The organism is Pseudomonas sp. 8209 (assembly GCF_028682105.1).
Classification (GTDB): domain Bacteria; phylum Pseudomonadota; class Gammaproteobacteria; order Pseudomonadales; family Pseudomonadaceae; genus Aquipseudomonas; species Aquipseudomonas palmensis.
In genome coordinates this window covers 66713-88554 of the sequence record NZ_JANIAH010000014.1, presented here as the reverse complement: position 1 = coordinate 88554, position 21842 = coordinate 66713, and the positions used below count along the sequence as shown (strand labels likewise).

20 protein-coding genes and 1 pseudogene are annotated in these 21842 nt (G+C 69.1%); 14 read left to right on the top strand and 7 right to left on the bottom strand.

Annotated elements, in window-relative coordinates; translation table 11 throughout:
* The first annotated feature begins 36 nt into the window (after positions 1-36).
* Positions 37-1614: a sensor domain-containing diguanylate cyclase gene (locus tag NP552_RS24910; protein WP_274097263.1), complete on the top strand. Its 1578-nt coding sequence runs from the start codon at positions 37-39 to the stop codon at positions 1612-1614.
* A 62-nt stretch (positions 1615-1676) separates the two neighbouring features.
* Here NP552_RS24910 and mobA read toward each other — a convergent pair whose 3' ends face one another.
* From mobA to NP552_RS24895, 3 genes are read right to left on the bottom strand one after another with little or no spacing between them, the layout of a single operon-like run.
* Complete coding sequence (mobA, locus tag NP552_RS24905; protein WP_043859686.1) at positions 1677-2255, bottom strand: molybdenum cofactor guanylyltransferase MobA; 579 nt, start codon at positions 2253-2255, stop codon at positions 1677-1679.
* A gap of 60 nt (positions 2256-2315) precedes the next feature.
* A complete protein-coding gene (locus tag NP552_RS24900) occupies positions 2316-5444 on the bottom strand; it encodes an efflux RND transporter permease subunit (RefSeq protein WP_274097262.1) in 3129 nt (1042 codons plus the stop codon).
* Between the two features lie 11 nt (positions 5445-5455).
* A complete protein-coding gene (locus NP552_RS24895; protein ID WP_054916098.1) occupies positions 5456-6634 on the bottom strand; it encodes an efflux RND transporter periplasmic adaptor subunit in 1179 nt (392 codons plus the stop codon).
* A 155-nt stretch (positions 6635-6789) separates the two neighbouring features.
* On the opposite strand from NP552_RS24895, the gene NP552_RS24890 reads away from it, so the two are divergent.
* Positions 6790-7491 carry a response regulator transcription factor gene (locus NP552_RS24890; protein WP_043859689.1) on the top strand — a complete coding sequence of 234 codons (702 nt, stop codon included), beginning with the start codon at positions 6790-6792 and terminating at the stop codon, positions 7489-7491.
* A gap of 15 nt (positions 7492-7506) precedes the next feature.
* Positions 7507-8806: pseudogene (locus tag NP552_RS24885) on the top strand (ATP-binding protein).
* Positions 8807-9165: 359 nt separating this feature from the next.
* On the opposite strand, the gene NP552_RS24880 reads toward NP552_RS24885, so the two are convergent.
* Positions 9166-9486, bottom strand: coding sequence for a hypothetical protein (locus NP552_RS24880; RefSeq protein ID WP_054916095.1), 321 nt, complete (start codon positions 9484-9486; stop codon positions 9166-9168).
* Between the two features lie 189 nt (positions 9487-9675).
* Here NP552_RS24880 and NP552_RS24875 point away from each other — a divergent pair, with 189 nt between their 5' ends.
* The 3 genes from NP552_RS24875 to NP552_RS24865 are packed head-to-tail and all read left to right on the top strand — an operon-like array spanning position 9676 to position 11756.
* Positions 9676-10254, top strand: coding sequence for an STN domain-containing protein (locus tag NP552_RS24875; RefSeq protein ID WP_043860353.1), 579 nt, complete (start codon positions 9676-9678; stop codon positions 10252-10254).
* Between the two features lie 20 nt (positions 10255-10274).
* Positions 10275-10805, top strand: a complete 531-nt coding sequence (locus NP552_RS24870) for a sigma-70 family RNA polymerase sigma factor (RefSeq protein ID WP_043860351.1) — start codon at positions 10275-10277, stop codon at positions 10803-10805.
* Positions 10806-10844: 39 nt separating this feature from the next.
* Positions 10845-11756 (top strand): FecR family protein, encoded by a 912-nt coding sequence (locus tag NP552_RS24865; protein ID WP_274097259.1) that lies wholly within the window; start codon positions 10845-10847, stop codon positions 11754-11756.
* Here the strand turns inward: NP552_RS24865 and NP552_RS24860 are convergent.
* A complete protein-coding gene (locus NP552_RS24860) occupies positions 11749-12360 on the bottom strand; it encodes a prepilin-type N-terminal cleavage/methylation domain-containing protein (RefSeq protein WP_054916093.1) in 612 nt (203 codons plus the stop codon). The genes NP552_RS24865 and NP552_RS24860 overlap by 8 nt on opposite strands.
* Entirely contained in the window at positions 12357-12800 is a 444-nt protein-coding gene (gene gspH, locus NP552_RS24855) for a type II secretion system minor pseudopilin GspH (protein ID WP_054916092.1), read from the bottom strand. The genes NP552_RS24860 and gspH overlap by 4 nt, the downstream gene beginning before the upstream one ends.
* Before the next feature lie 118 nt (positions 12801-12918).
* On the opposite strand from gspH, the gene NP552_RS24850 reads away from it, so the two are divergent.
* Complete coding sequence (locus NP552_RS24850) at positions 12919-13350, top strand: type II secretion system protein N (protein ID WP_043860347.1); 432 nt, start codon at positions 12919-12921, stop codon at positions 13348-13350.
* On the opposite strand, the gene gspI is transcribed toward NP552_RS24850, so the two are convergent.
* Positions 13337-13720: a type II secretion system minor pseudopilin GspI gene (gspI, locus tag NP552_RS24845; protein ID WP_043860346.1), complete on the bottom strand. Its 384-nt coding sequence runs from the start codon at positions 13718-13720 to the stop codon at positions 13337-13339. The two genes, NP552_RS24850 and gspI, sit on opposite strands and share 14 nt — an antisense overlap.
* Positions 13721-13859: 139 nt before the next feature.
* Here gspI and gspG point away from each other — a divergent pair, with 139 nt between their 5' ends.
* Genes gspG through gspF form a run of 7 tightly spaced genes read left to right on the top strand, consistent with a single transcriptional unit; the run spans position 13860 to position 21691 of the window.
* The gene (gene gspG / locus NP552_RS24840) at positions 13860-14303 is read left to right on the top strand and encodes a type II secretion system major pseudopilin GspG (RefSeq protein ID WP_274097258.1); all 444 of its coding nucleotides are present in this window, start codon (positions 13860-13862) and stop codon (positions 14301-14303) included.
* 8 nt (positions 14304-14311) lie between these two features.
* The gene (gene gspK / locus NP552_RS24835; protein ID WP_240619902.1) at positions 14312-15271 is read left to right on the top strand and encodes a type II secretion system minor pseudopilin GspK; all 960 of its coding nucleotides are present in this window, start codon (positions 14312-14314) and stop codon (positions 15269-15271) included.
* Positions 15268-16215, top strand: coding sequence for a type II secretion system protein GspL (gene gspL, locus NP552_RS24830; RefSeq protein WP_100633791.1), 948 nt, complete (start codon positions 15268-15270; stop codon positions 16213-16215). Before gspK ends, gspL begins: the two co-directional genes overlap by 4 nt.
* Positions 16205-16723 (top strand): type II secretion system protein GspM, encoded by a 519-nt coding sequence (gene gspM / locus NP552_RS24825; protein ID WP_100634023.1) that lies wholly within the window; start codon positions 16205-16207, stop codon positions 16721-16723. The genes gspL and gspM overlap by 11 nt, the downstream gene beginning before the upstream one ends.
* The gene (gspD, locus tag NP552_RS24820) at positions 16720-19071 is read left to right on the top strand and encodes a type II secretion system secretin GspD (protein ID WP_100633793.1); all 2352 of its coding nucleotides are present in this window, start codon (positions 16720-16722) and stop codon (positions 19069-19071) included. Before gspM ends, gspD begins: the two co-directional genes overlap by 4 nt.
* Positions 19068-20486 carry a type II secretion system ATPase GspE gene (gene gspE, locus NP552_RS24815; RefSeq protein ID WP_043860340.1) on the top strand — a complete coding sequence of 473 codons (1419 nt, stop codon included), beginning with the start codon at positions 19068-19070 and terminating at the stop codon, positions 20484-20486. The genes gspD and gspE overlap by 4 nt, the downstream gene beginning before the upstream one ends.
* Positions 20486-21691, top strand: coding sequence for a type II secretion system inner membrane protein GspF (gene gspF / locus NP552_RS24810; protein ID WP_274097257.1), 1206 nt, complete (start codon positions 20486-20488; stop codon positions 21689-21691). The genes gspE and gspF overlap by 1 nt, the downstream gene beginning before the upstream one ends.
* Positions 21692-21842: the final 151 nt, after the last annotated feature.

The following is a 21842-nucleotide window of genomic DNA, read 5'->3' as shown; positions in this document are numbered from 1 at the left end:
ATGCCTTCAGTTGTGGCATCGCAGGAGCGTTTCATGATGTCGACCCCCTTACTGCCGGTGCCGCTGCCGCACAAGCGTGACGTGCGCCTGGCCGTGCTGCTGTTGCTGGTGATCTGCGTATCGCTGGCATCGCTGACGGCCTGGAAGATATGGGCTGCACGTCAGCGCGCACTGAACGAGGTTCAGGTACACAGCCTCAACCTGACCCAGGCACTGGACACCTATGCCGAGGGCATCATCCGCCAGAGCTCGATGATGCTGCTGGGCCTGAGCGAGCGGCTCGAAGTCGATGGCGGCGGGCCGCAGCAACTGGCGCGCCTGGCCGGGCTGGTGGAGGAGCAGAACGAACTGCTGACGCAACTGCATGGGCTGACCATCTATGGCCCGACGGGCGAATGGCTGATGTCGACCAACGGCCCGATTCCGGACGGTGCGAACAGCGCCGACCGCGAGTTCTTCATCCACCATCGCGACAACCCGTCCCGCGAGGTGTTCATCGGCCCGCCGATCCGCAGCCGCTCCACCCAGGACTGGGTAATCACTGTCAGCCGGCGTTTCGAGCAGCCCGGGGGGCAGTTCGCCGGGGTGATCGCGGTGACCCTGGGGGTGGAGAACTTTCTACGCCTGTTCGGCAAGATCGACGTGGGCAAGGACGGTGCGATCGCGCTCACCTACACCAGTGGGCGCATCCTGGTGCGCTACCCGTTTCGCGAGCAGGACATGGGCCGCGACTTTTCCCGGTCGCCGATCTACACCCGCTACCTGGTGGAAAACTCGGTGGGCACGGCTTCGTTTGCCTCGAGCCTGGATGGGGTGGAGCGCCTGTATGCGTTTCGCAAGAACGAGCACCTGCCACTGGTGACCACCGTGGCCATCGGCAAGCGCGAGGCCCTGGACGCCTGGCGCATGGAAGCGTGGCTGACGGTGGGGCTGGTGCTGGCGTTGCAGGGGGTGATTGCGGTGATTGGCCGGCTGCTGATCCGCGACATGCGCCATCGTGCCGAGATGGATGCGCAGCTGCTGGTGGCGCGCGAAGAACTGCTGGCCACCAACCGGCAGCTGGCGGTGCTGGCCACCCACGACACGCTCACCGGGCTGGCCAACCGCCGGCGTTTCGACGAGGTGCTGGTCAGCGAAGTGCGGCGTGCCCAGCGCGAGGCCCAGCCGCTGGCGCTGCTGCTGATCGATATCGATCATTTCAAACGCTTCAATGACGCCTACGGGCACATTGGCGGTGATGAATGCCTCAAGGCGGTGAGCGCCTTGCTGCGCGAGTGCGTGCGCCGCCCGACGGATGTGGTGGCGCGTTATGGCGGGGAAGAGCTGGCGATGGTGCTGCCCAATACCGAGGTGGCGGGCGCGGTGGTGGTGGCCGAGACGGTGCTGGCGCGGTTGGCCGAGCTGAACATCGTGCATGCTGGCAGCCCGTTGGGGCGGGTGTCGGTGAGTATCGGCGTGGCAGGCATGGCGGGGCAGGGCGAAACGCCCCTGACGCTGGTGGCGGCGGCCGATCAGGCGCTGTATGCGGCCAAGGCGGCGGGGCGCAATCGGTGTGTGGTGTTCGAGGGGGGCGGTGCCGCCCATCGCGGGTCAAGCCCGCTCCCACAGGGGTAGCGCAAGCCTCTGTAGGAGCGGGCTTGGCCCGCGAAGAGGCCCTCACAGACGACACAAAAGCCTTATTGCCCCAACCACTGCGGCGTATTGAAGTTGCTCAGGCGCCGGTCCTCCTCTGCACACTCCACTGCCTGCAACGGATGCTCCAGCAACGCCCGCAGCAGGCTGCGCTCACCGGCCTGCCATGCCGCCTGCAAGCTCGCCTGCTGGCGCACCGGGATCACGCAGAACATCGGCTGCCACTGCTGGCCCTGGCGCACCATCGCCGCGCAGTCCCCGGTGACCGCCACGCTCAGCAGCTGCTCGAGCAACCCGCGCTCGATCAGCGGTGCATCACACGCCAGCACCACCAGCCAGGCATGCCGCGCCACCGCAAGCCCGGCCAGCACCCCGGCCAGCGGCCCGGGAAACCCAGGCTCGGCATCGCCCACCAACTGGTCGGCAAACGCCCGATAGGCGTGCTGGTTGCGATTGCAGGAAAGGATCAGGTCATCGCTCAGGTCACGCACCACGGCGTGCACGTGCGCGATCAGCGGGCGGCCCTGCCAGGACAGCAGGCCCTTGTCCTGCCCGCCCATGCGCTGGCCACGGCCGCCGGCCAGCAAAAGAATGGAGCAGGGGGGAAGTACGGCGGCGGTCATTGCAGGGTTCCAGTCCATAAGCGGGCTAGCACCATCCCATGACCGCCGCGCGGCTGTCCATCAGCTTTGTTCGACCACCGCAGGGTCGGCCTGGGCGTCACGCCGGCGCCAGCCGGTCACGCGCATCACCACCACGAAGAACACCGGCACGAACACGATCGCCAGCGTGGCGCTGAGCATGCCGCCGATCACTCCGGTGCCGATGGCCTGCTGACTCGCCGAGCTGGCGCCGGTGGCAATCGCCAGCGGCACCACGCCCAGGATGAACGCCAGCGAGGTCATCACGATGGGCCGCAGGCGCAGGCGCGCGGCCTGCACGGTGGCCTCGACCAGGTCATGCCCTTCGTCCACCAGGCTCTTGGCGAACTCGATGATCAGGATCGCGTTCTTCGCCGACAGGCCGATCAGGGTGATCAGGCCGACCTTGAAGAACACATCGTTGGGCATGTCGCGCAGGGTCACCGCCAGCACCGCACCGAGCACGCCCAGCGGCACCACCAGCAGCACCGAGGTAGGGATCGACCAGCTTTCGTACAGCGCCGCCAGGCACAGGAACACCACCAGCAGCGACAGCGCCATCAGCATCGGTGCCTGCGCCCCGGACAACTGCTCCTGCAGCGACAGCCCGGTCCATTCCAGGCCAAAGCCCAGCGGCAGGGCATCGACCAGGCGCTGCACCTCGGCCATCGCCGCGCCCGAGCTGTAGCCCGGTGCCGGCTCGCCCGACACGGCAATGGCCGGGTAGCCGTTGTAGCGGGTCAGTTGCACCGGCCCCGATACCCACTGCGCCTGGGCGAAGGCCGACAACGGCACCATCTTGCCGCTGGTGTTGCGCACGTGGATCTTGAGCAGGTCCTCGACCTGGCTGCGCTGGTCGCCCTCGGCCTGCACCACCACCCGCTGCATGCGGCCCTGGTTGGGGAAGTCGTTGACGTAGGTCGAGCCGATGGCCGTGTTGAGCACCGTGCCGATGTCGTCGAACGACACGCCCAGCGCGTTGGCCTGCTTGCGGTCGATCAGCAGCTGCACCTGCGGGCTTTCGGCCAGGGCGCTCTCGCGCACGTTGGCCAGCACCGGGCTTTTCGCGGCCTGGGCCAGCAACTGGTCACGCGCCGCCATCAGCCCGGCATGGCCCACGCCGGCACGGTCCTGCAGGCGGAACTCGAAACCGGTCGAGGTGCCCAGGCCATCCACCGAGGGCGGCAGCACCGCATAGGCCACCGCGTTCTTGAACTGGCTGAAGGCGATGTTGGCGCGCTCGGCGATGGCCTCGGCGCTGTCCTTGGCGGTGCGCTCGGACCAGTCCTTGAGCGTGGTGAACACCAGCGCCGCGTTCTGCCCGCTGCCCGAGAAACTGAAGCCCAGGATCACCGTGGTGTTGCCCACGCCAGGTTCGCCTGCGCTGTGCGCCTCGATCTGCTCGGCCACCTGCACGGTACGGTTGCGGCTGGCGCCGGGCGGCAGCTGCACGTCGGTGATGGTGTAGCCCTGGTCTTCGGTAGGCAGGAACGAGGAGGGCAGCTGGCTGAAGGTCCAGCCCAGCGCCACCAGCAGCAGGCCATACACCACCAGGTAGCGGCCGCTGCGCTGGATCGCGTGCATCACCCAGCGCTGGTAGCCGTTGCTCATGCCTTCGAACTTGCGGTTGAACCAGCCGAAGAAACCGCGCTTGACGTGGTGTTCGCCCTTGGCGATCGGCTTGAGCAGGGTGGCGCACAACGCCGGGGTCAGGCTCAGGGCAAGGAACGCCGAGAACAGGATCGATACCGCCATCGACGCCGAGAACTGCTGGTAGATCACCCCCACCGAGCCCTGCATGAACGCCATCGGCACGAACACCGCCACCAGCACCACGGTGATGCCGACGATGGCGCCGCTGATCTGCTGCATGGCCTTGCGCGTGGCTTGCTTGGGCGGCAGGCCTTCCTCGGCCATGATCCGCTCGACGTTCTCCACCACCACGATGGCGTCGTCCACCAGGATGCCGATGGCCAGCACCATGCCGAACAGGGTCAGCACGTTGATGGAGAAGCCCAGCGTCAGCATCACCGCGAAGGTGCCCATCAGCGCCACCGGCACCACCAGGGTCGGGATCAGCGTGTAGCGGATGTTCTGCAGGAACAGGAACATCACCAGGAACACAAGCACCATCGCCTCGATCAGGGTGTTGATCACCTGTTCGATCGACACCTTGACGAACGGCGAGGTGTCATACGGGATGTCGTACACCGCCCCGGGCGGGAAGTAGCGCGACAGCTCGTCCATCTTGGCCTTGACCAGGGTTGCGGTCTGCATGGCGTTGGCACCGGGCGCCAGCTGCACGCTGAAGGCGGTGGACGGCTTGCCGTTCAGGCGCGTGCCGTACTGGTACTCCTGGGCGCCGATCTCGACCCGCGCCACATCACCCACGGTGACCCGCGAGCCATCCGCATTGGCGCGCAGCACGATGTCGGCGAACTCCTGGGGCGTCGACAGCTGGCCCTTGATCAGCACGTTGGCAGTGATTTCCTGGGTCGGGCTGCCGGGCAGGTCGCCGATGCTGCCAGGGGCCACCTGGGCGTTCTGCGCGGCAATCGCAAGGTTCACATCCTCGGGGGTGAGGTTGAAGCCAATCAGCTTCTGCGGGTCGAGCCAGATACGCATGGCGCGTTCCGAGCCATACAGCTGCGCCTTGCCCACGCCCGGTACCCGGCGCACCTCGTTCATCACGTTGCGCGCCAGAAAGTCGCTCAGCGCGGTTTCGTCGAGGCGGTCATCGTCGGCGGTCAGGGTCACCAGCATCAGGAACCCGGTGGAGATCTTCTCCACCTGGAGGCCCTGCTGGGTCACCGCCCGCGGCAGGCGCGACTCGACGATCTTCAGGCGGTTCTGCACATCGACCTGGGCCAGTTCCGGGTTGGTGCCCGGCTGGAAGGTCGCCGTTACCGTGGCGCTGCCCAGGCTGCTGGTGGACTGGAAGTACAGCAGGTGATCGGCGCCGTTGAGCTCCTGCTCGATCAGGCTGACCACGCTCTCGTCCATGGTCTGCGCCGAGGCACCGGGGTATACCGCGTACACCTCGATCTGTGGCGGCGCCACGTTGGGGTACTGGGCCACCGGCAACTGCGGGATGGCCAGCGCACCGCCGAGCAGGATGAACAGCGCGACCACCCAGGCGAACACCGGGCGGTCAATAAAGAACTGCGGCATGGATCAGGGCCTCACTGGGCGGTGGTCTGGGCGATGGGGGCAGCCGTGTCGGTGGCGGGGGTCACGCTCACCTGGTCACCCACCTTCACGTGCTGCAGGCCTTCGGTGACGATGCGATCGCCCGGGGCCAGGCCCTCGGTGACGATCCAGCGGTCCTGCTGCACGCTGCCCAGCACCACGGCGCGCTCGCTCACGCGCTGCTCGGCGTCCACCAGCAGCACCCGCGGCAGGCCCGCGCTGTCACGCAGGATGGCCTGCTGCGGCACGCTGATGCCCTTGGGCTGCACCGCCTGTTCCAGGCGCACGCGGATGAAGCTGCCGGGCAGCAGGTCCAGGTCGGGGTTGGGGAACTCGCTGCGCAGGGTGATCTGGCCGGTGCTCGGGTCCACGCTGATGTCGGAGAACAGCAGCTTGCCCGCCAGCGGGTAAGGCGTGCCGTCATCCTGGATCAGCGTGGCGCGGGCCTGGTCCTGGCCCACCTGCTTGAGCTCGCCGGCACGCAGGGCACGGCGCAGGGCGTTGATCTCGCGGGTCGACTGGGTCAGGTCTGCATGGATCGGGTCGAGCTGCTGAATGATCGCCAGCGGGGTCGATTCGTTCTGCCCCACCAGCGCGCCCTCGGTCACCAGGGCACGGCCCACGCGCCCGGAAATCGGCGCGGTCACGGTGGCATAGCCCAGGTTCAGGCGCGCACGCTCGAGCGCGGCCTTGGCCGCTGCCACTTCGGCGTCGGCCTGCATGGCGGCGGCGCGGGCGTTGTCATGCTCCTGGCGGCTGATCGCGTCGATCGAAATCAGCTCGGCGTAGCGCTGGTCCTGCAGGCGCGCCTGAAAGCGCGTGGCCTCGGCCTTGGCCAGGTTGGCGCGGGCGCTGTCGTAGTCGGCCTTGAACGGTGCCGGGTCGATGCGAAACAGCACGTCGCCCTGTTTCACGTCGCTGCCCTCACGGTACACCCGCTTGAGCACCACCCCGGCCACCCGCGCGCGCACCTCGGCAATGCGTGGCGCCAGGATGCGCCCCGACAGCTCGGTGCTGATGGCCAGGGGTTGCTCGTGCACGGTTTCGACGCTGACGGCGGGCTTGGGGGCTTGTTCTTCGGCGGGCGGCTTGCTGTCGCAGCCGGCCAGGGCCAGGCTCAGCAGCAACAGGGGCGCCAGGGTACGCAGACGGACGGGGCTTGAACTGGGCATGCGGATCTTCCATAAATGACCCGGCAATGCTAAGGCAGCCGCGCTACAGGCAGTTGTTAAGCTATGTAGGGCGAGTGTGAAAAAGTGTGAAGAATTTCGCGACCTGCGAATAAGCGCTATATCCTGCCTGACTTTCCCGGCCTTTCAAACTACCCATGCCCACTATCCTTCTGGTCGAAGACGACTGCGCCCTGAGCGAACTGATCGCCAGCTACCTGCAACGCAATGGTTTCAGCGTCAGCGTGATTGCGCGGGGGGACCACGTGCTGGAAGAGGCGCGGCGCAGCAAACCCGACCTGGTGATCCTCGACCTGATGCTGCCGGGCCTGGACGGCCTGCAGGTGTGCCGGCAACTGCGCGCCGAATCGCTGCTGCTGCCGATCCTCATGCTCACCGCCCGCGACGACAGCCACGACCAGGTGCTGGGCCTGGAGATGGGCGCCGACGACTACGTCAGCAAGCCGTGCGAGCCGCGCGTGCTGCTGGCGCGGGTGCGGACCCTGCTGCGGCGCAGCAGCATCAACGAGCCGCATCTCGAGAGCGACCTGATCGTGATCGGCGGGCTGCGCATCGACCTGGCCGAACGCACCGTGCTGTGGCGCGACCAGACGGTGGAGTTGTCCAGCGGCGAGTTCAACCTGCTGGTGGTGCTGGCGCGCAATGCCGGCAGCGTGCTCAGCCGCGACTGCATCCTGCAGCAGTTGCGCGGCATCGAGTTCAACGGCACCGACCGCTCGGTGGACGTGGCCATCTCCAAGCTGCGGCGCAAGTTCGACGACAGCGCCGGCGAGGCGCGCAAGATCAAGACGGTGTGGGGCAAGGGCTACCTGTTCAGCCGAGTCGAGTGGGAATTCTGAGGAGCGGCCACGGCCATGCTGAAAATTCTGGTACGCCTGTACCTGGTGACCATCGTCGCGTATGCCGGGTCGATCTTCCTGATCCCCGAACTCATCCTGCATGTGTTCCATGACCGCTACATCGCCTACAACCAGGACCAGGCGCGGGGCGTGCAGCGCCTGATCGTCAACCAGTTCCACCTCAAGCACCGCGACAGCTGGCCCCAGGTGGCCGAGGCGCTGAACACCGATTTCGCCCCCCTCAGCATCGAGCTGCGCCGGCGCGCCGACCTGGACCTGAACGCCGAGGAGCAGGCGCACCTGCAGGCCGGCCAGTACGTGGTGCGCCTGGGGGAGTGGGGCTATTACGAAACCGCCCTGGCGCCGCTGGACAGCGAGTGGATGGTGGTGCTGCGCAACCCGCCGGACCCGGCGGACATCTACCTGCTGTCGTGGGGCATCACCGTGCTGATCGGTGCGGCGCTGCTGGGCTGCCTGCTGTTCTGGGTGCGCCCGCACTGGCGTGACCTGCAGCGGCTCAAGGCCACTGCGCAGCGCCTGGGCGAAGGCAACCTGGCGGAGCGCACGCTGATCTCGCCACGCTCGAACATCGGCGCGTTGGCCAAGGTGTTCGACACCATGGCGGCGGATATCGAATGCCTGCTGACCCAGCAGCGCGAGTTGCTCAATGCGGTGTCGCATGAGCTGCGCACGCCGCTGACCCGCCTGGATTTCGGCCTGGTGCTGCTGTACGACGAAATGCCCCCGGCCAGTCGCAAGCGCCTGCTGGAACTGGTGGGGCACGTGCGCGAGCTGGATGCGCTGGTACTTGAGCTGCTGTCGTACAACCGCTTGCAGAATGGCCAGGGTGGCGAGCGGGTGGAGGTGGCGCTGCCCGAGTTCGTCGACAGCATCCTGGGCAGCTATGCCGAAGAGCTGGATGGGCGCGGGGTGAGCCTGGAGGTGCGTGCCGAGCCGGATCTGCCGCGCTTTGTGCTGGACCCGCGGTTGACGGCGCGGGCGGTGCAGAACCTGATCCGCAACGCCATGCGTTATTGCGGGCAGCGTATCCTGCTGCGCCTGAGCGTGGATGCCAAGGGCGCGTGCGTGCTGACCGTCGAGGATGACGGCATTGGCATTCCGCAGGAGGAGCGCGAGCGCATCTTCCAGCCGTTCTACCGCCTGGATCGCAGTCGGGACCGTGCCACGGGCGGGTTTGGCCTGGGGTTGGCGATCAGCCGTCGGGTGATCGAGGGGCAGGGTGGCACCCTGACGGTGGGGCAGTCGGCGTTGGGGGGGGGCACAGTTTCGCATCTGCTTGCCGCGGGGGCGGTAGGGGCGACAAGTCTGATGTCAGGTGGATTCACTGCAATCGGGTGTCGAACACACCGAGGCTGGCAATACCGCCCCGTGTAGGAGCCGGCCTTGCCGGCGAAGCGCCGCGCTTGCGGCGCTCGATCCTGAGAGCGCTGCAAGGGCATCGGTTGGCACTAGTCGTCCACCGCCATTGCTGGCTGGTTTTCTCGCTCACCCCTTCAATCATCAGCCTTGAAATTCATTCGGGCTGGAAGGTGCCTGTCTTGAATCCACCGGTGCTCCCAAAACCGAGCGCCGCCCGCGCGGCGCTTCGCCGGCAACGCCGGCTCCTACATTGGCTGCAACGAACCATGGCCTGCAGGAATGCAACTGCGCCGATCACGGCCCCGGCCGCTGCGGCCGCACCGACACCCCGAACGCATTGCCCATGCGCTGCCCCGTGGCCGACTGGTTGAACAACCCCAGCTGGTTCGGCGCGCGCCGGCTCACATCCACCTCCATCGCCTTGCGGTTGGCCTGCGCCGCGCGCTGCCCGTTGCCGTTCTGCAACTGGCGCGTCAGGCAGTCGTACGCCAGCGCCCGCGCCTGGCCCACCTGCACGTCGATGCAACCCTCGTCCTGTCCCGCCTGCACCACGCCACTCGACAGGCCACTCAGCAGACCGGCAACCAGCCACAACCCCGCGATTCGACAGCCCATGTCCATGCCCTCCCTGAAGCGGTTTCCCCCAGTCTAGCCCCAGGCGAATTCCCACATCGTTAAGGTTTTTTGCCTACCGCTGTCACATCAGATTCATACACAGGCCCCACGATGGCGACTTTCGGGGGAGACACCGGTTTGCGCCACTGCCTTGCCAGAATCGCCGTGCTGCTGTGGGCCGTGCTGGCGATGCCGGTGCACGGCGCAGGCCCGATCCGTTTCGACATACCGGCCCAGCCACTGGACGAGGCGCTGCACGCCTTCGGCCAGCAGAGCGGCATGGCGGTGCTGGTGGACCGGGAGCTGACCGCACGCCAGCGCTCGATGCCGCTGAACGGCGCGTTCAGCGCCCGCGACGGCCTGCGCAGGCTGCTCGAAGGCACCGGGCTGATGGCCCGCTACAGCGGCGCCGAGGCCTTCACCGTGCAGCGCGTGGCACTGCCGGCAGCCGCGCCGAACCCGCGTGCCACAGGCGGGGCCGGCGCGGCCGGCAATTATGCGCGCACGCTGCAACGCGCCGTGGAACAGGCGCTGTGTGCCAGCGCGCTGGCACGCCCAGGCCATTACCGGGCCGCAGTGCAGGTATGGATCGACGCCCGCGGGGTGCTGGCCCAGAGCCGCCTGCTGGCCTCCACCGGCGATCACCGGCGTGACAGCGCGCTGGTCGAAAGCCTGCGCGCCCTGCGCCTGGAGCGGCCACCGCCCTCGGCGCTGGCGCAACCGGTGACGCTGCTGCTGTTGCCCGATACACGCATGGACTGCCCTTAATCGCATGGAGGCTAGGCAGTATGAATACACCTCTGGTCACGTTGTTCCTGACCTCTTACGACGAGTTCAAGGTGCGCCTCAAACGCCGCCTGGGTTCGGACGACCTGGCCTGCGACGTGCTCCAGGAAACCTACCTGCGGGTCGACCGCATGCAGGCCACCCACGCGCTGCACAAGCCCAACGCCTACCTCTACCGCATGGCCCTGAACATCGCCGCCGACCGGCGCCAGGCCGACGCCCGGCTGCTCACCGGCGCCGAGGTCGAAGACCTGCTGCAGGTGGCCGAAGACCAGGATCCGGCGCGCATTGTCGGCGGCCAGCAGGAAATCCAGTGCCTGCTCGGCGCACTCTACGAACTGCCGGCACGGCGCCGGCGCATCTTCATTGCCGCGCGCCTGGAGGAAGCCTCGCACCTGGAAATCGCCCAGCGCTTCGGCATCTCCACGCGCATGGTCGAGAAGGAGCTCAAGGCCGCACTGGGTTACTGCGCCACGCGGCTGGAAAGAAAAGTGTTCCAGCGGTTCGGTCCCGGTGCGGGAAAACCGTCTTGAACAATACACAGCGCCATTTTGATGCAGGCCCCTCAGACCATGACACCCCAGACTTCGGCTGAACCCAGCCTGCACAGCCAGGCCCAGGACTGGTTGCTGCTGCTTACCTCCGGGCGCGCCACCGTCGCCGACGCACGCGCCCTGCGCCAGTGGTGCGCACAGAGCCCGGCGCACGCCCAGGCCTTCGAGCAGGCCCGCCAGCTGTGGCAGCAGCTGGAGCCGGCGGCGCGCCAGGCCGAGCGCGTGGTGCCCCTGCGTACCCTGGGGCGCCGTGCGTTCCTGGGCGGCGCGCTGGCGGCCTCGGCAGCCTTCGTGCTGCTGCGCAGCAACCTGGTGGACGGGCTCGGCACGCCAGCGGCAGACTTTCACACCGGCGTCGGCGAGCAGCGGCGCATCGAACTGACCCAGGGCATCGCGCTGGAGCTCAACACCCAGACCCGCATCAACCGCAGCGGCGAAGCGATCGCCCTGCTCGAAGGCGAGGTCGAGGTGCTGGCCCAGGCCCCGGTGCAGGTGCAGGCCGGGCAGGCCTGGGTGTCGGCCCAGGCCGGGCGCTTCAATGTGCGCCACACCGATTCGGCCGTGTGCGTCACCTGCCTGCAGGGCCAGGTGCAGATTCTCTGGCAGGGCCGCAGCTTGCCGCTGCCCGCCGGCCAGCAGCTGCGTTACGACGCCCGCAGCGCCGGCAGCGCGCAGCCGTTCGATGCCGAACAGGTAATGGCCTGGCGCGAGCAGCGGCTGGTGTTCCATGACGCGCCGCTGAGCCAGGTGATCGACGAAATCAACCGCTACCGCCCCGGCATGCTGGTGCTGCTCAACCCCAGCCTGGGGCGACGCAAGGTGCAGGCGCGCTTCAGCCTGGCGCAGCTGCCAGGGGTGGCGCAGCTGATCCGCGACGCCTACGGCGCACGCTGCACCGAACTGCCCGGTGGCGTGGTGCTGCTCAGTTGAGCGGCCCCAGTACCTGGCGGTAACGCTGCGGGCCCTGGGCGCTCTGGCGCAGCAGTTCGATCTCGAGCCCCGGCGGATTGTCCCGGGCCTCGCCGGTCAGGTGCCGCCAGCCCTTGCCCGGCTCCCACACCCGCAGGTTGAATTCAGCCACATCCTCCAGTACCGCCACCCGGCCGGCAGGCGCCGGTAGCGGGAAGCGATCGCGTGCCGGCGCCGCGGCGCGGTACAGCGTGCCACCCTGCAACCACCAGCGCACGCGCATCAGGCCGTCGTCGGCGGCGCTGCTGCGAATCAGCTCCAGGCGCGCCGGGCGCCCGTCGCTGGCCTGCACCCGCACCGCAGGCAGCGGTTTTTCGCTGGGCGGGTCCATGCCAGCCAGCACCGGCTCGGCCAGTTCGCTGCTGGCACGCAGGGCCAGGTCGCGCTCCAGCTGGTTGAAAACCCGCAGCAGGGCGCGGGCCTGTTCGGTGCTGTCCTTGACGTGGCGGTCGGCGCGGCTGACGCTGTCCAGCCCGCGCCAGGCCACCAGGCTGACGATGGCCATCAACAGGATCGCCACCATCACCTCGATCAGGGTGAACCCGCCTTGCGGGTGGCGCCTCATGGCTGGTGCACCTCGACGCGGCCGGCGGCATCGCGGCGCACTTCGATCTGCTGCTGGCCGCTGACCAGGCGCAGGGTCAGCGGCTCGCCGATCCATTCCGGGTCGATGCGCACGGCCCGCTGCGGGGTGCGCTGCACCGTCACCGGCGCGGCCTGCCAGGGGCGCGGGCGCAGCAGCGGGTCGCTGTCCAGCGCCGCGCCGGCCCGCACAAAACGGTAGCCGTCGCGGTCGGCCTGCCAGAGCAGGGCGCGGCCATCGGCCTGCACCTCGCTCTGGGCCACCAGCAGCAATTGCGCCAGGCGCTCGGCGTCTTCGCGCAAGGCCCTGGCCGGGTCGGGGCGGATGTTCAGGCTGATGGCGGCGCTGGCGATGCCGACGATCACCAGCACCACCATCAGTTCGATCAGGGTAAAGCCCTGTTGTGGATGGCTGCGTTGCATGGGGCGATGCCTCCTTGGCTGGTGACAGCGTGCACGGCGAAGATGATCGTCGTGTGAAACAAAAGCGTGAGAATCGGCGCGTATGCTCGGGCCAGGAACCACACGGAGACCGTTCCCCATGGCACTAGCATTCAAACCCGTGGCTGCCCCGCAACTGGTCCAGGGCGCGGCGCTGCTCGCGGCGCTGGCCGGGCTCGCGACCTGGGGCACGTTGCTCTGGACGCCCACCCCCCAACCAGTGCCGGCTGCCATGGAGCAGACCCTATCGGCACCCCCGGCCGCCGCCGGACAGTGGTTCGCCAACCTGCCGGCGCAGGTCGACATCAGCCTCAGCGGGCTGCTGGCCGGCAGTGCCGGTGCGGTGGCCATCGTCTCGCTCAACGGCGGCGCGCCACAGGCCGTGCGGGTGGGCGAGCAACTGGCGCAGGGGGTGCAACTGGTGGCCATAGAAGCCGATGCGCTGGTGATCGAGCGCGCCGGGGAACGCAGCCGCATCGGCATCGCCCGACTGCCCGAAGGCCCCGCGCTGCCGCGCCTCATTCGCCCCTAGGCGCCTGGCCCAGCCAGCTCTCCAGGCGCGCCAGCGGCGGGCCTTCACGGTCACGCTCGAACACCTCCAGGCGCACCTGCAGCAGCCCACCGGGGCGGCTGTCGACCTGCTGCTCGCAGCGCAGGCGCAGGCGCCCCTGGTCGCACTCCAAGCGGCGCAGGCCCGGGGTTGCCTGGCCTTCCAGGCGCAGTTCGGCAAGGCGCGCCTGGGCCGAGAGCAGGGCCAGCGACTTGTCGCGCAGCAGGCCATTGCCCTGGGTCATCAGCCCGGCCGCGCGCACTGCAGCGGCCATCGCCACGGCCACGATGGCCAGCGCCACCAGCACTTCGATCAGGGTAAAACCGGCCTGTTGCGGGCGGCGTCTGCGCATGGGCATCTCGGTGTGGGCAAAGCTGCATCCTAGGGGGTCTGTCTGACCGATTGGCGACCGGAACTCCCGAGGATTTTCAATACCACTGACATATGCCCTTGCCACAATCGGCCCCCGAATCCCGCCAAGGAATGCCGAGATGTCGCTTACCTGCCCACGCCGTTCTGCCCCCCGTCGCCAACGCGGCTTCACCCTGATCGAGATCATGGTGGTGGTGGTCATCCTCGGGATCCTGGCAGCGATGGTGGTGCCCAAGGTGCTCGACCGCCCCGACCAGGCGCGTGCCACCGCCGCCCGCCAGGACATCGCCGGGCTGATGCAGGCGCTCAAGCTCTACCGCCTGGACAACGGCAGCTACCCCAGCGCCGCCCAGGGCCTCAAGGTACTGGTGGAAAAACCCTCCTCGGCCAAGCCCGGCACCTGGCGCGCCTACCTGGAGCGCCTGCCCAACGACCCCTGGGGCCGCCCCTACCACTACCTCAACCCCGGTGCCAACGGCGAGATCGACGTGTTCTCGCTGGGCGCCGATGGCGAGCCTGACGGCGACGGCGTGAACGCCGATATCGGCTCCTGGCAGCTGTAGGCGCCGTGATGAGACCGTCCGCGCAGCAACGCGGAATGGCGATCATCAGTGCCTTGCTGATAGCCGCCGTGGTGGCGGTGATAGCAGCGGGCATGATCAGCCGCCAGAGCGTATTCACCCGTGAGCTGGAAAGCCTGCAGCAGCGTGCCCAGGGGCAGGGCGTGCTGCAGGCGGGCCTGGCCTGGAGCCGTGAGGTACTGGCCGAGCAGCGCCGCGTCGACCCGCTGGTACGCCTCGACCAGGGCTGGGCGCGCCCCATCGCCGGCCTGCCGGTGGGCGAGCACGGCGCGGTGTTTCAGGGCCGGCTGGAAGACGAGCAGGGCAAGTTCAACCTGCGCAACCTGGTGGTCGAGGAGCAACCCGACGCGCAGGCCCTGGCCACCTTCGAGCGCCTGTGTGCACTGATCGGCCTGGCCGCGCCGGTGGCGCAGGCGATCGCGGCGCGGGTGATCGACGGCTACCCGCGCCGGCAGGCGCCCGTGGCCGAGGCAGTGCACGGCTTCGACAGTGGCCGCGCAACCTCGCCGGGTGCCGCTTCGCGCCCGGTGCCGGCACGCCGGCCGATGCTGCGCAGCCTCGACCAGCTGGCCGTGCCGGGGCTGGATGCCGAAGGGCTGGCGCGCCTGCGCCGAGTGGCCACGGTGCTGCCGGCCAACACCTGGATCAATGGCAACACCGCGTCCGCCGAGGTGCTGGCGGCGCAGGTGCCGGGCTTGAGCGTAGACAAGGCGCGCCAGCTGATCGCCGAGCGCGACGGCGGGCGCTGGTTCGTCAACCGCGGGGATTTCGTCAACCGCCTGCAGATGCCCCACGTGGTGCTCGAAAGCGTGCCGGTGGGCATTACCAGCGACTGGTTCCGCCTGCACGGCGTGGCCCGCAGCGGCTCGCGCGAGGTGCGCCTGGAGGCGCTGCTGCTGCGCGGGCAGGCGCCCCTGGCACAGGTTGTCTGGGCACGGGTGGGCGCATGAAGGCACAACTGCACATGGCATTGCCGCGGCTGGCGGCGCTTGAGGACGGGGCGCGGGTCGGCTATCGGCAACTGGACCGCCAGGGCCGGACCGAGGCCGAGGGCGAGGCGGCGCAGGCGCAGCTCAAGAGCCTGGCGCGGGGCCGCGAGGTGCTGGCGTGGCTGCACCCGGACGACAGCCTGTGCACCGAGCTGGTACTGCCGCCGTTGCCGGCGGCGCGCCTGGGGGCGGCGGTGCAGTGCGCGGCGCAGGGCCTGATACTGGGCGATGTGCGCGCCGTGCATATCGCCCACGGGCCCCGGGCAGCGGACGGGAAGGTGGCGGTGGCATGGCTGGGGCAGGCGGCATTGCAGGGCCTGGCGCAGTGGCTGTCGAATGCCGGCCTCAAACCCCGGGGCCTGTACCCGACCCCGGCAAGGGCCGGCGCATGCCCGGTGGCGAGCCTGCACAGCGGCCTGCGCGCCCCTGGCGCCGCACAGCACGGCTGGCCACGGGCACTCGCCCTGTGCGCCAGCGCCGCCATGATCTGGACCCTGGGCCTGAACCTCTACGCCGCGCGGCTGGCCGACACCGGCCAGCAACTGCGCCAGCACATGCACCAGCAGGTACGCGCTGCCTACCCGCAGTTGCAGGTGATCCTCAACCCGCTGCAACAGGTACGCCAGCAGCTCGCCGCCGGCGACAATGGCGCGGTCGCACCCTTCAACCACCTGCTGCAGGCCGCCGGCAGCGCCATGCCGTTTCTGGCCGGCGCAGTCGAGCAACTGACCTACCACGACGGCGTGCTCGACCTGCAGCCACTGCCCGGCGCCGCACGGCCCCCGGCCGACAACGCCTGGCAAACACAGCTGGCGGCACAGGGCATCGAGGCCAGCAGCAGCGACCACGGCTGGACCCTGCGCCCGGCGACCGCCACGGGCGAGGAGGTGGCCAATGTTGAATAAGGCACGGCACCCCCTGCGCCGCCTGCGCCCCTGGTGGCACGGCCTGAGTGCGCGCGAGCGCCGCGCCGTGGCCCTGACCGCACTGCTGCTGGGCACCACGCTGTGGTGGCTGGTGCTGGTGCAGCCGGCACTGGCGCGCATCGCCCACTGGGAGGCCGAAACGCCCAGGCTGCGCAGCCAGGCGCAAACCCTCGACGGCCTGCTTGCCCACGCCCCCTCACTGCCGGGCGCCGCGCAACAGGCGCCGGCCCTGCGCCAGAGCCTGGAGCACGCCGGGCTCAGCGGCCATTACCAGCTTCAGGCGGTGGAGGGCGGCTGGCAGCTCGATCTTGTCCAGGCCCCCGCCGAGGCCGCCACCGCCTGGCTGCTGCAGGCCCCCGCACAACTGGGCCTGACGGTGGTGCACAGCCGCCTGCAACGCGACCCGCTGGCCGACCCCTCGGCCACGGCGTCGTTCTCCGGAATCGTTCGCTTGGACCAGGCGCAAGGCGCTAAGGAATCGTCATGATGTGCACCCAACTGCCGCGCCGACTGGCCGGCCTGGCTCCCCTGGTACTGGCACTGGCCCTGGCCGGTTGCAGCCAGCAGCCTGCGCAGCCACTGGCCAGCAGCGAGCTGGGCCGACCGCTGGCCAACGTGCAGCCCGGGCCGACCAGCCTGGAACGCCACGGCCTGCAGGCGCGGGTCGAGCCACAGCGCCCGGCCCCGCGTGCCCCTGCCCACCGCGCCAGGCCCCACAGCGATGGCAGCGCCAGTGCCGCACCGGGCAACCCGCTGGGCGACCAGCCGGTGCAGCTGAACTTCGTCGACGCCGACATCCAGGCCGTGGTGCGCGCCCTGTCGCGGGCCACCGGGCGCCAGTTTCTGGTCGACCCGCGGGTCAAGGGCCAGCTGACCCTGGTGTCCGAAGGCGAGGTGCCGGCCACACGTGCCTACGCCATGCTGCTGGCGGCCCTGCGCATGCAGGGCATCAGCGTGGTCGACGTGGGTGGCGTCAGCCAGGTGGTGCCCGAGGCCGACGCCAAGCTGCTGGGCGGGCCGATCAACAGCAAGGATGCCGGCACCGGCATGCTCACCCGCACCTTCCGCCTGCAATACGAGAACGCGGTCAACGTGATCCCGGTGCTGCGCCCCATCGTGTCGCCCAACAACCCGATCAACGCCTACCCCGGCAACAACACGGTGGTGGTCACCGACTATGCCGAGAACCTCGAGCGTGTGGCCCGGCTGCTCGACAGCATCGACATCCCCAGCGCCATCGACACCGACGTGGTGGCGATCCAGAACGGCATCGCCAGCGACATCGCGGCAATGGTCTCGGAGCTGCTCGAAACCCAGGGCAACGACCCCACCCAGAAGATCAGCGTGATCGGCGACCCGCGCTCCAACAGCGTGGTGATCCGCGCAGGCAGCCCCGAGCGCACGCAACTGGCCCGCGACCTGATCTACAAGCTCGACAACGCACAGAACAACCCCAGCAACCTGCACGTGGTGTACCTGCGCAACGCCCAGGCCGGCAAGCTGGCCCAGGCCCTGCGCGGGCTGCTCACCGGCGAGAGCGACAGCAGCAGCGGTGACGACGCCCGCGCCAGGCTCAGCGGCGGTGGCCTGCTGGCAGGCAAGCAGAACGGCAGCGGCGCGGCGGCGAACACCGCGCAGACCACCAGCGCCACCCCGCCAGCCGCCACCTACGGGGCCAGCCTCGGCCAGGCCGGCAACGCCTATGGCAACGGTTCGCAGGGCAGCGAGCAGAACACCGCGTTTTCCGCCGGCGGGGTGACCATCCAGGCCGACGCCACCACCAACACCCTGCTGATTTCGGCACCCGACCCGCTGTACCGCAACCTGCGCGAGGTGATCGACCTGCTCGACCAGCGCCGCGCCCAGGTGGTGATCGAAAGCCTGATCGTCGAGGTCAGCGAAGACGACGCCAACGAATTCGGCATCCAGTGGCAGGCCGGCAACCTGGGCAAGAACGGCGTGTTCGGCGGCGCCAACCTGGGCGGTGCCGGGTTCAATCGCGGTGCCAGGAACAGCATCGACGCGCTGCCCCCCGGCCTGAGCGTGGGCGTGGTGGACGGCACGGTGAACATCCCCGGCATCGGCGAGGTGCTCGACCTCAAGGTGCTGGCCCGCGCCCTGACCAGCAAGGGCGGCAGCAACGTGCTGTCCACGCCCAACCTGCTGACCCTGGACAACGAGGCGGCGAGCATCTTCGTCGGCCAGACCATCCCCTTTGTCAGCGGCCAGTACGTCACCGATGGCGGCGGCACCAGCAACAACCCGTTCCAGACCATCCAGCGCGAAGAGGTGGGGCTCAAGCTCAACGTGCGCCCGCAGATCTCCGAAGGCGGCACGGTCAAGCTCGACATCTACCAGGAGGTCAGCAGCGTCGACGAACGCGCCTCCAGTGCCGCCGGCACGGTCACCAACAAGCGCGCCATCGACACCAGCATCCTGCTCGACGACGGCCAGATCATGGTGCTCGGCGGCCTGCTGCAGGACGGCTACACCCAGGCCAACGACGGCATTCCGTTTCTTTCCAGCCTGCCGGGGGTGGGCGTGCTGTTTCGCAACGAGCGCCGCGCCACCAGCAAGACCAACCTGATGGTGTTCCTGCGCCCCTACATCATTCGCGATGCCGAGGTGGGGCGCAGCATCACCCTCAACCGCTACGATTTCATCCGCCGTGCCCAGGGCGGGCTCAAGCCGGCCCATTCCTGGGCGCTGCCGGACGCGCAGATGCCGCTGCTGCCCAGCGCCGAGCAGGGCGTACCGCGCGCGGGCGCGGCCATCGACACCCCGCGTGCGGCGATCCGTGCCGTGCCGCTGGATGAAATCGGGGTTGCCCGGTGAGCCGCCTGCCGTACGCCTGGGCCAAGGCCCAGCGCGTGGTGCTGCTGGCCGGCGAGCACGCCGCGCCCCTGCGCCTGTGCCCCTCGACCCCGGCCTGGGCGTTGGGCGAGGTGCGCCGCCAGTTCGGCGAGCAGGCCGCCGAGCAGGTCAGCGAAGACGAGCTCGACCGCCTGCTGACCAGCGCCTACAGCGACAACGGCGGCGCCGCAGCGGCGGTCGGCGCGGCCGAGAACGACGTCGACCTCGACCGCCTGATGCAGGACATGCCCGAGATCACCGACCTGCTCGACACCCAGGACGGCGCGCCGGTGATCCGCATGATCAACGCGCTGCTGACCCAGGCTGCCGGCGACGAGGCCAGCGACATCCACATCGAACCCTTCGAGACCCACTCGGTGGTGCGCTACCGGGTCGACGGCACCCTGCGCGACGTGGTCTCGCCGCGCAAGGCGCTGCACGCGGCGCTGGTGTCGCGGATCAAGATCATGGCGCAGCTGGACATCGCCGAAAAACGCCTGCCCCAGGACGGGCGCATCGCCCTGCGCGTGGCTGGCCGGCCCATCGATATCCGTGTGTCCACCGTGCCCACCGGGCATGGCGAGCGGGTGGTGATGCGCCTGCTGGACAAGCAGGCCGGGCGTCTGCAACTGGAAACCCTGGGCATGGCCCCGGCGCTGCTGGCCCGCCTGGACGTGTTGATTCGCCAGCCCCACGGCATCGTGCTGGTCACCGGGCCCACCGGCAGCGGCAAGACCACCAGCCTGTACGCGGCGCTGGCGCGGCTCGATGCCAGCGTCAGCAACATCCTCACCGTCGAGGACCCGGTGGAGTACGACCTGCCGGGCATCAGCCAGATCCAGGTGAATGCACGCATCGACATGACCTTTGCGGTGGCCCTGCGCGCGATCCTGCGCCAGGACCCGGACATCATCATGATCGGCGAGATCCGCGACCTGGAGACTGCGCAGATCGCGGTGCAGGCCTCGCTCACCGGGCACCTGGTGCTGGCCACGCTGCACACCAACGACGCGGTGTCGGCGGTCAACCGCCTGCTCGACATGGGCGTGGAACCCTTTCTGCTGGCCTCGGCGCTGCTCGGCGTGCTGGCCCAGCGCCTGGTACGGCGGCTGTGCCCGCACTGCCGTCAGCCCGACCCGAACGCCCCCGGCCAGTTTCGCCCCCACGGCTGTGCCAGCTGCAACCACACCGGCTACAGCGGGCGTACCGGGATCCACGAGCTGTTCTGCATCGATGACCCGATTCGCGGCCTGATCCACCAGGGCGCCGACGAACAGGCCCTGCGCGCCGCAGCGCGCCAGGCCGGCATGCTGAGCATGCGCGAGGACGGCCAGCGCTGGGTCGACAGCGGCAGTACCGCCGTGGAAGAAATCCTGCGTGTGACCCGGGACGCCTGATGAGCCGATACCGTTATGAAGCCGCCGATGCCCAGGGGCGCATCAGCCGTGGCCAGCTGGAGGCCGACAGCCCGACGGCGGTGATCGGGCAATTGCGCGGGCTGGGCCTGAGCGCCTTGCAGGTCGAGCCGGAGCCTGCCGTCAGTGCCGGCGGCGGGTTGTTCGCCAGCAAGCTGTCGGATGCGGACCTGGCCTGGACCACGCGCCAGCTGGCCAGCCTGCTGGCCGCCGGGCTGCCGCTGGAGGGCGCTCTGAGCGCGACCCTGGAGCAGGCCGAACGCAAGCACATCGCCCAGGTGCTGGGCGCGGTGCGCGGCGACGTGCGCAGCGGCATGCGCCTGGCCGACGCGCTGGCGGCGCGCCCGCGGGACTTTCCCGAGATCTACCGCGCACTGATCGCGGCGGGGGAGGAGTCCGGCGACCTGGCCCAGGTGATGGAGCGCCTGGCCGACTACATCGAAGACCGCAACACCCTGCGCGGCAAGATCCTCACCGCGTTCATCTACCCCGGCGTGGTCGGGCTGGTGTCGATCGGCATCGTGATCTTTCTGCTCAGCTACGTGGTGCCGCAGGTGGTCAGCGCCTTCACCCAGGCGCGCCAGGACCTGCCGGGGCTGACCCTGGCGATGCTTAACGCCAGCGACTTCATCCGGGCCTGGGGCTGGCTGTGTTTCATCGTGCTGGTGGCCGGGGCATGGGGCTGGCGTGTGTACCTGCGCGGCGCGTCGGCACGCCTGGCCTGGCACAGCCGGGTGCTGCGCCTGCCGTTGCTGGGGCGCTTCGTGCTGGGCCTGAACACCGCACGCTTCGCCTCGACCCTGGCGATTCTGGGCAGTGCCGGGGTGCCGTTGCTGCGGGCCCTGGAGGCGGCGCGCCAGACCCTGGCCAACGACCGCCTCGACCAGTGCGTGAGCGAGGCCACGGCGCGGGTGCGCGAAGGCGTGGGGCTGGCGTCGGCGCTGGCGGTGGAGAAGGTGTTCCCGCCCTTGCTGATCCACCTGATCGCCAGCGGCGAGAAGACCGGCAACCTGCCGCCGATGCTCGACCGCGCGGCGCAGAGCCTGGCCAAGGACATCGAGCGCCGAGCGATGGGCATGACCGCATTGCTGGAGCCGCTGATGATCGTGGTGATGGGTGCGGTGGTGCTGCTGATCGTGATGGCGGTGCTGCTGCCGATCATCGAGATCAACCAGCTGGTGCAGTGAATTGTTTCTTGCGCGGGGTGAACACCCGAGTCGGCCGGGTGGTGAATCCGGGAGGTTGCTGCGGTGTTGCGGCTGACGCCTTCGCCGGCAAGGCCGGCTCCTACAGGATCACACCAACCCCTGTAGGAGCCGGCCTTGCCGGCGAAGGACC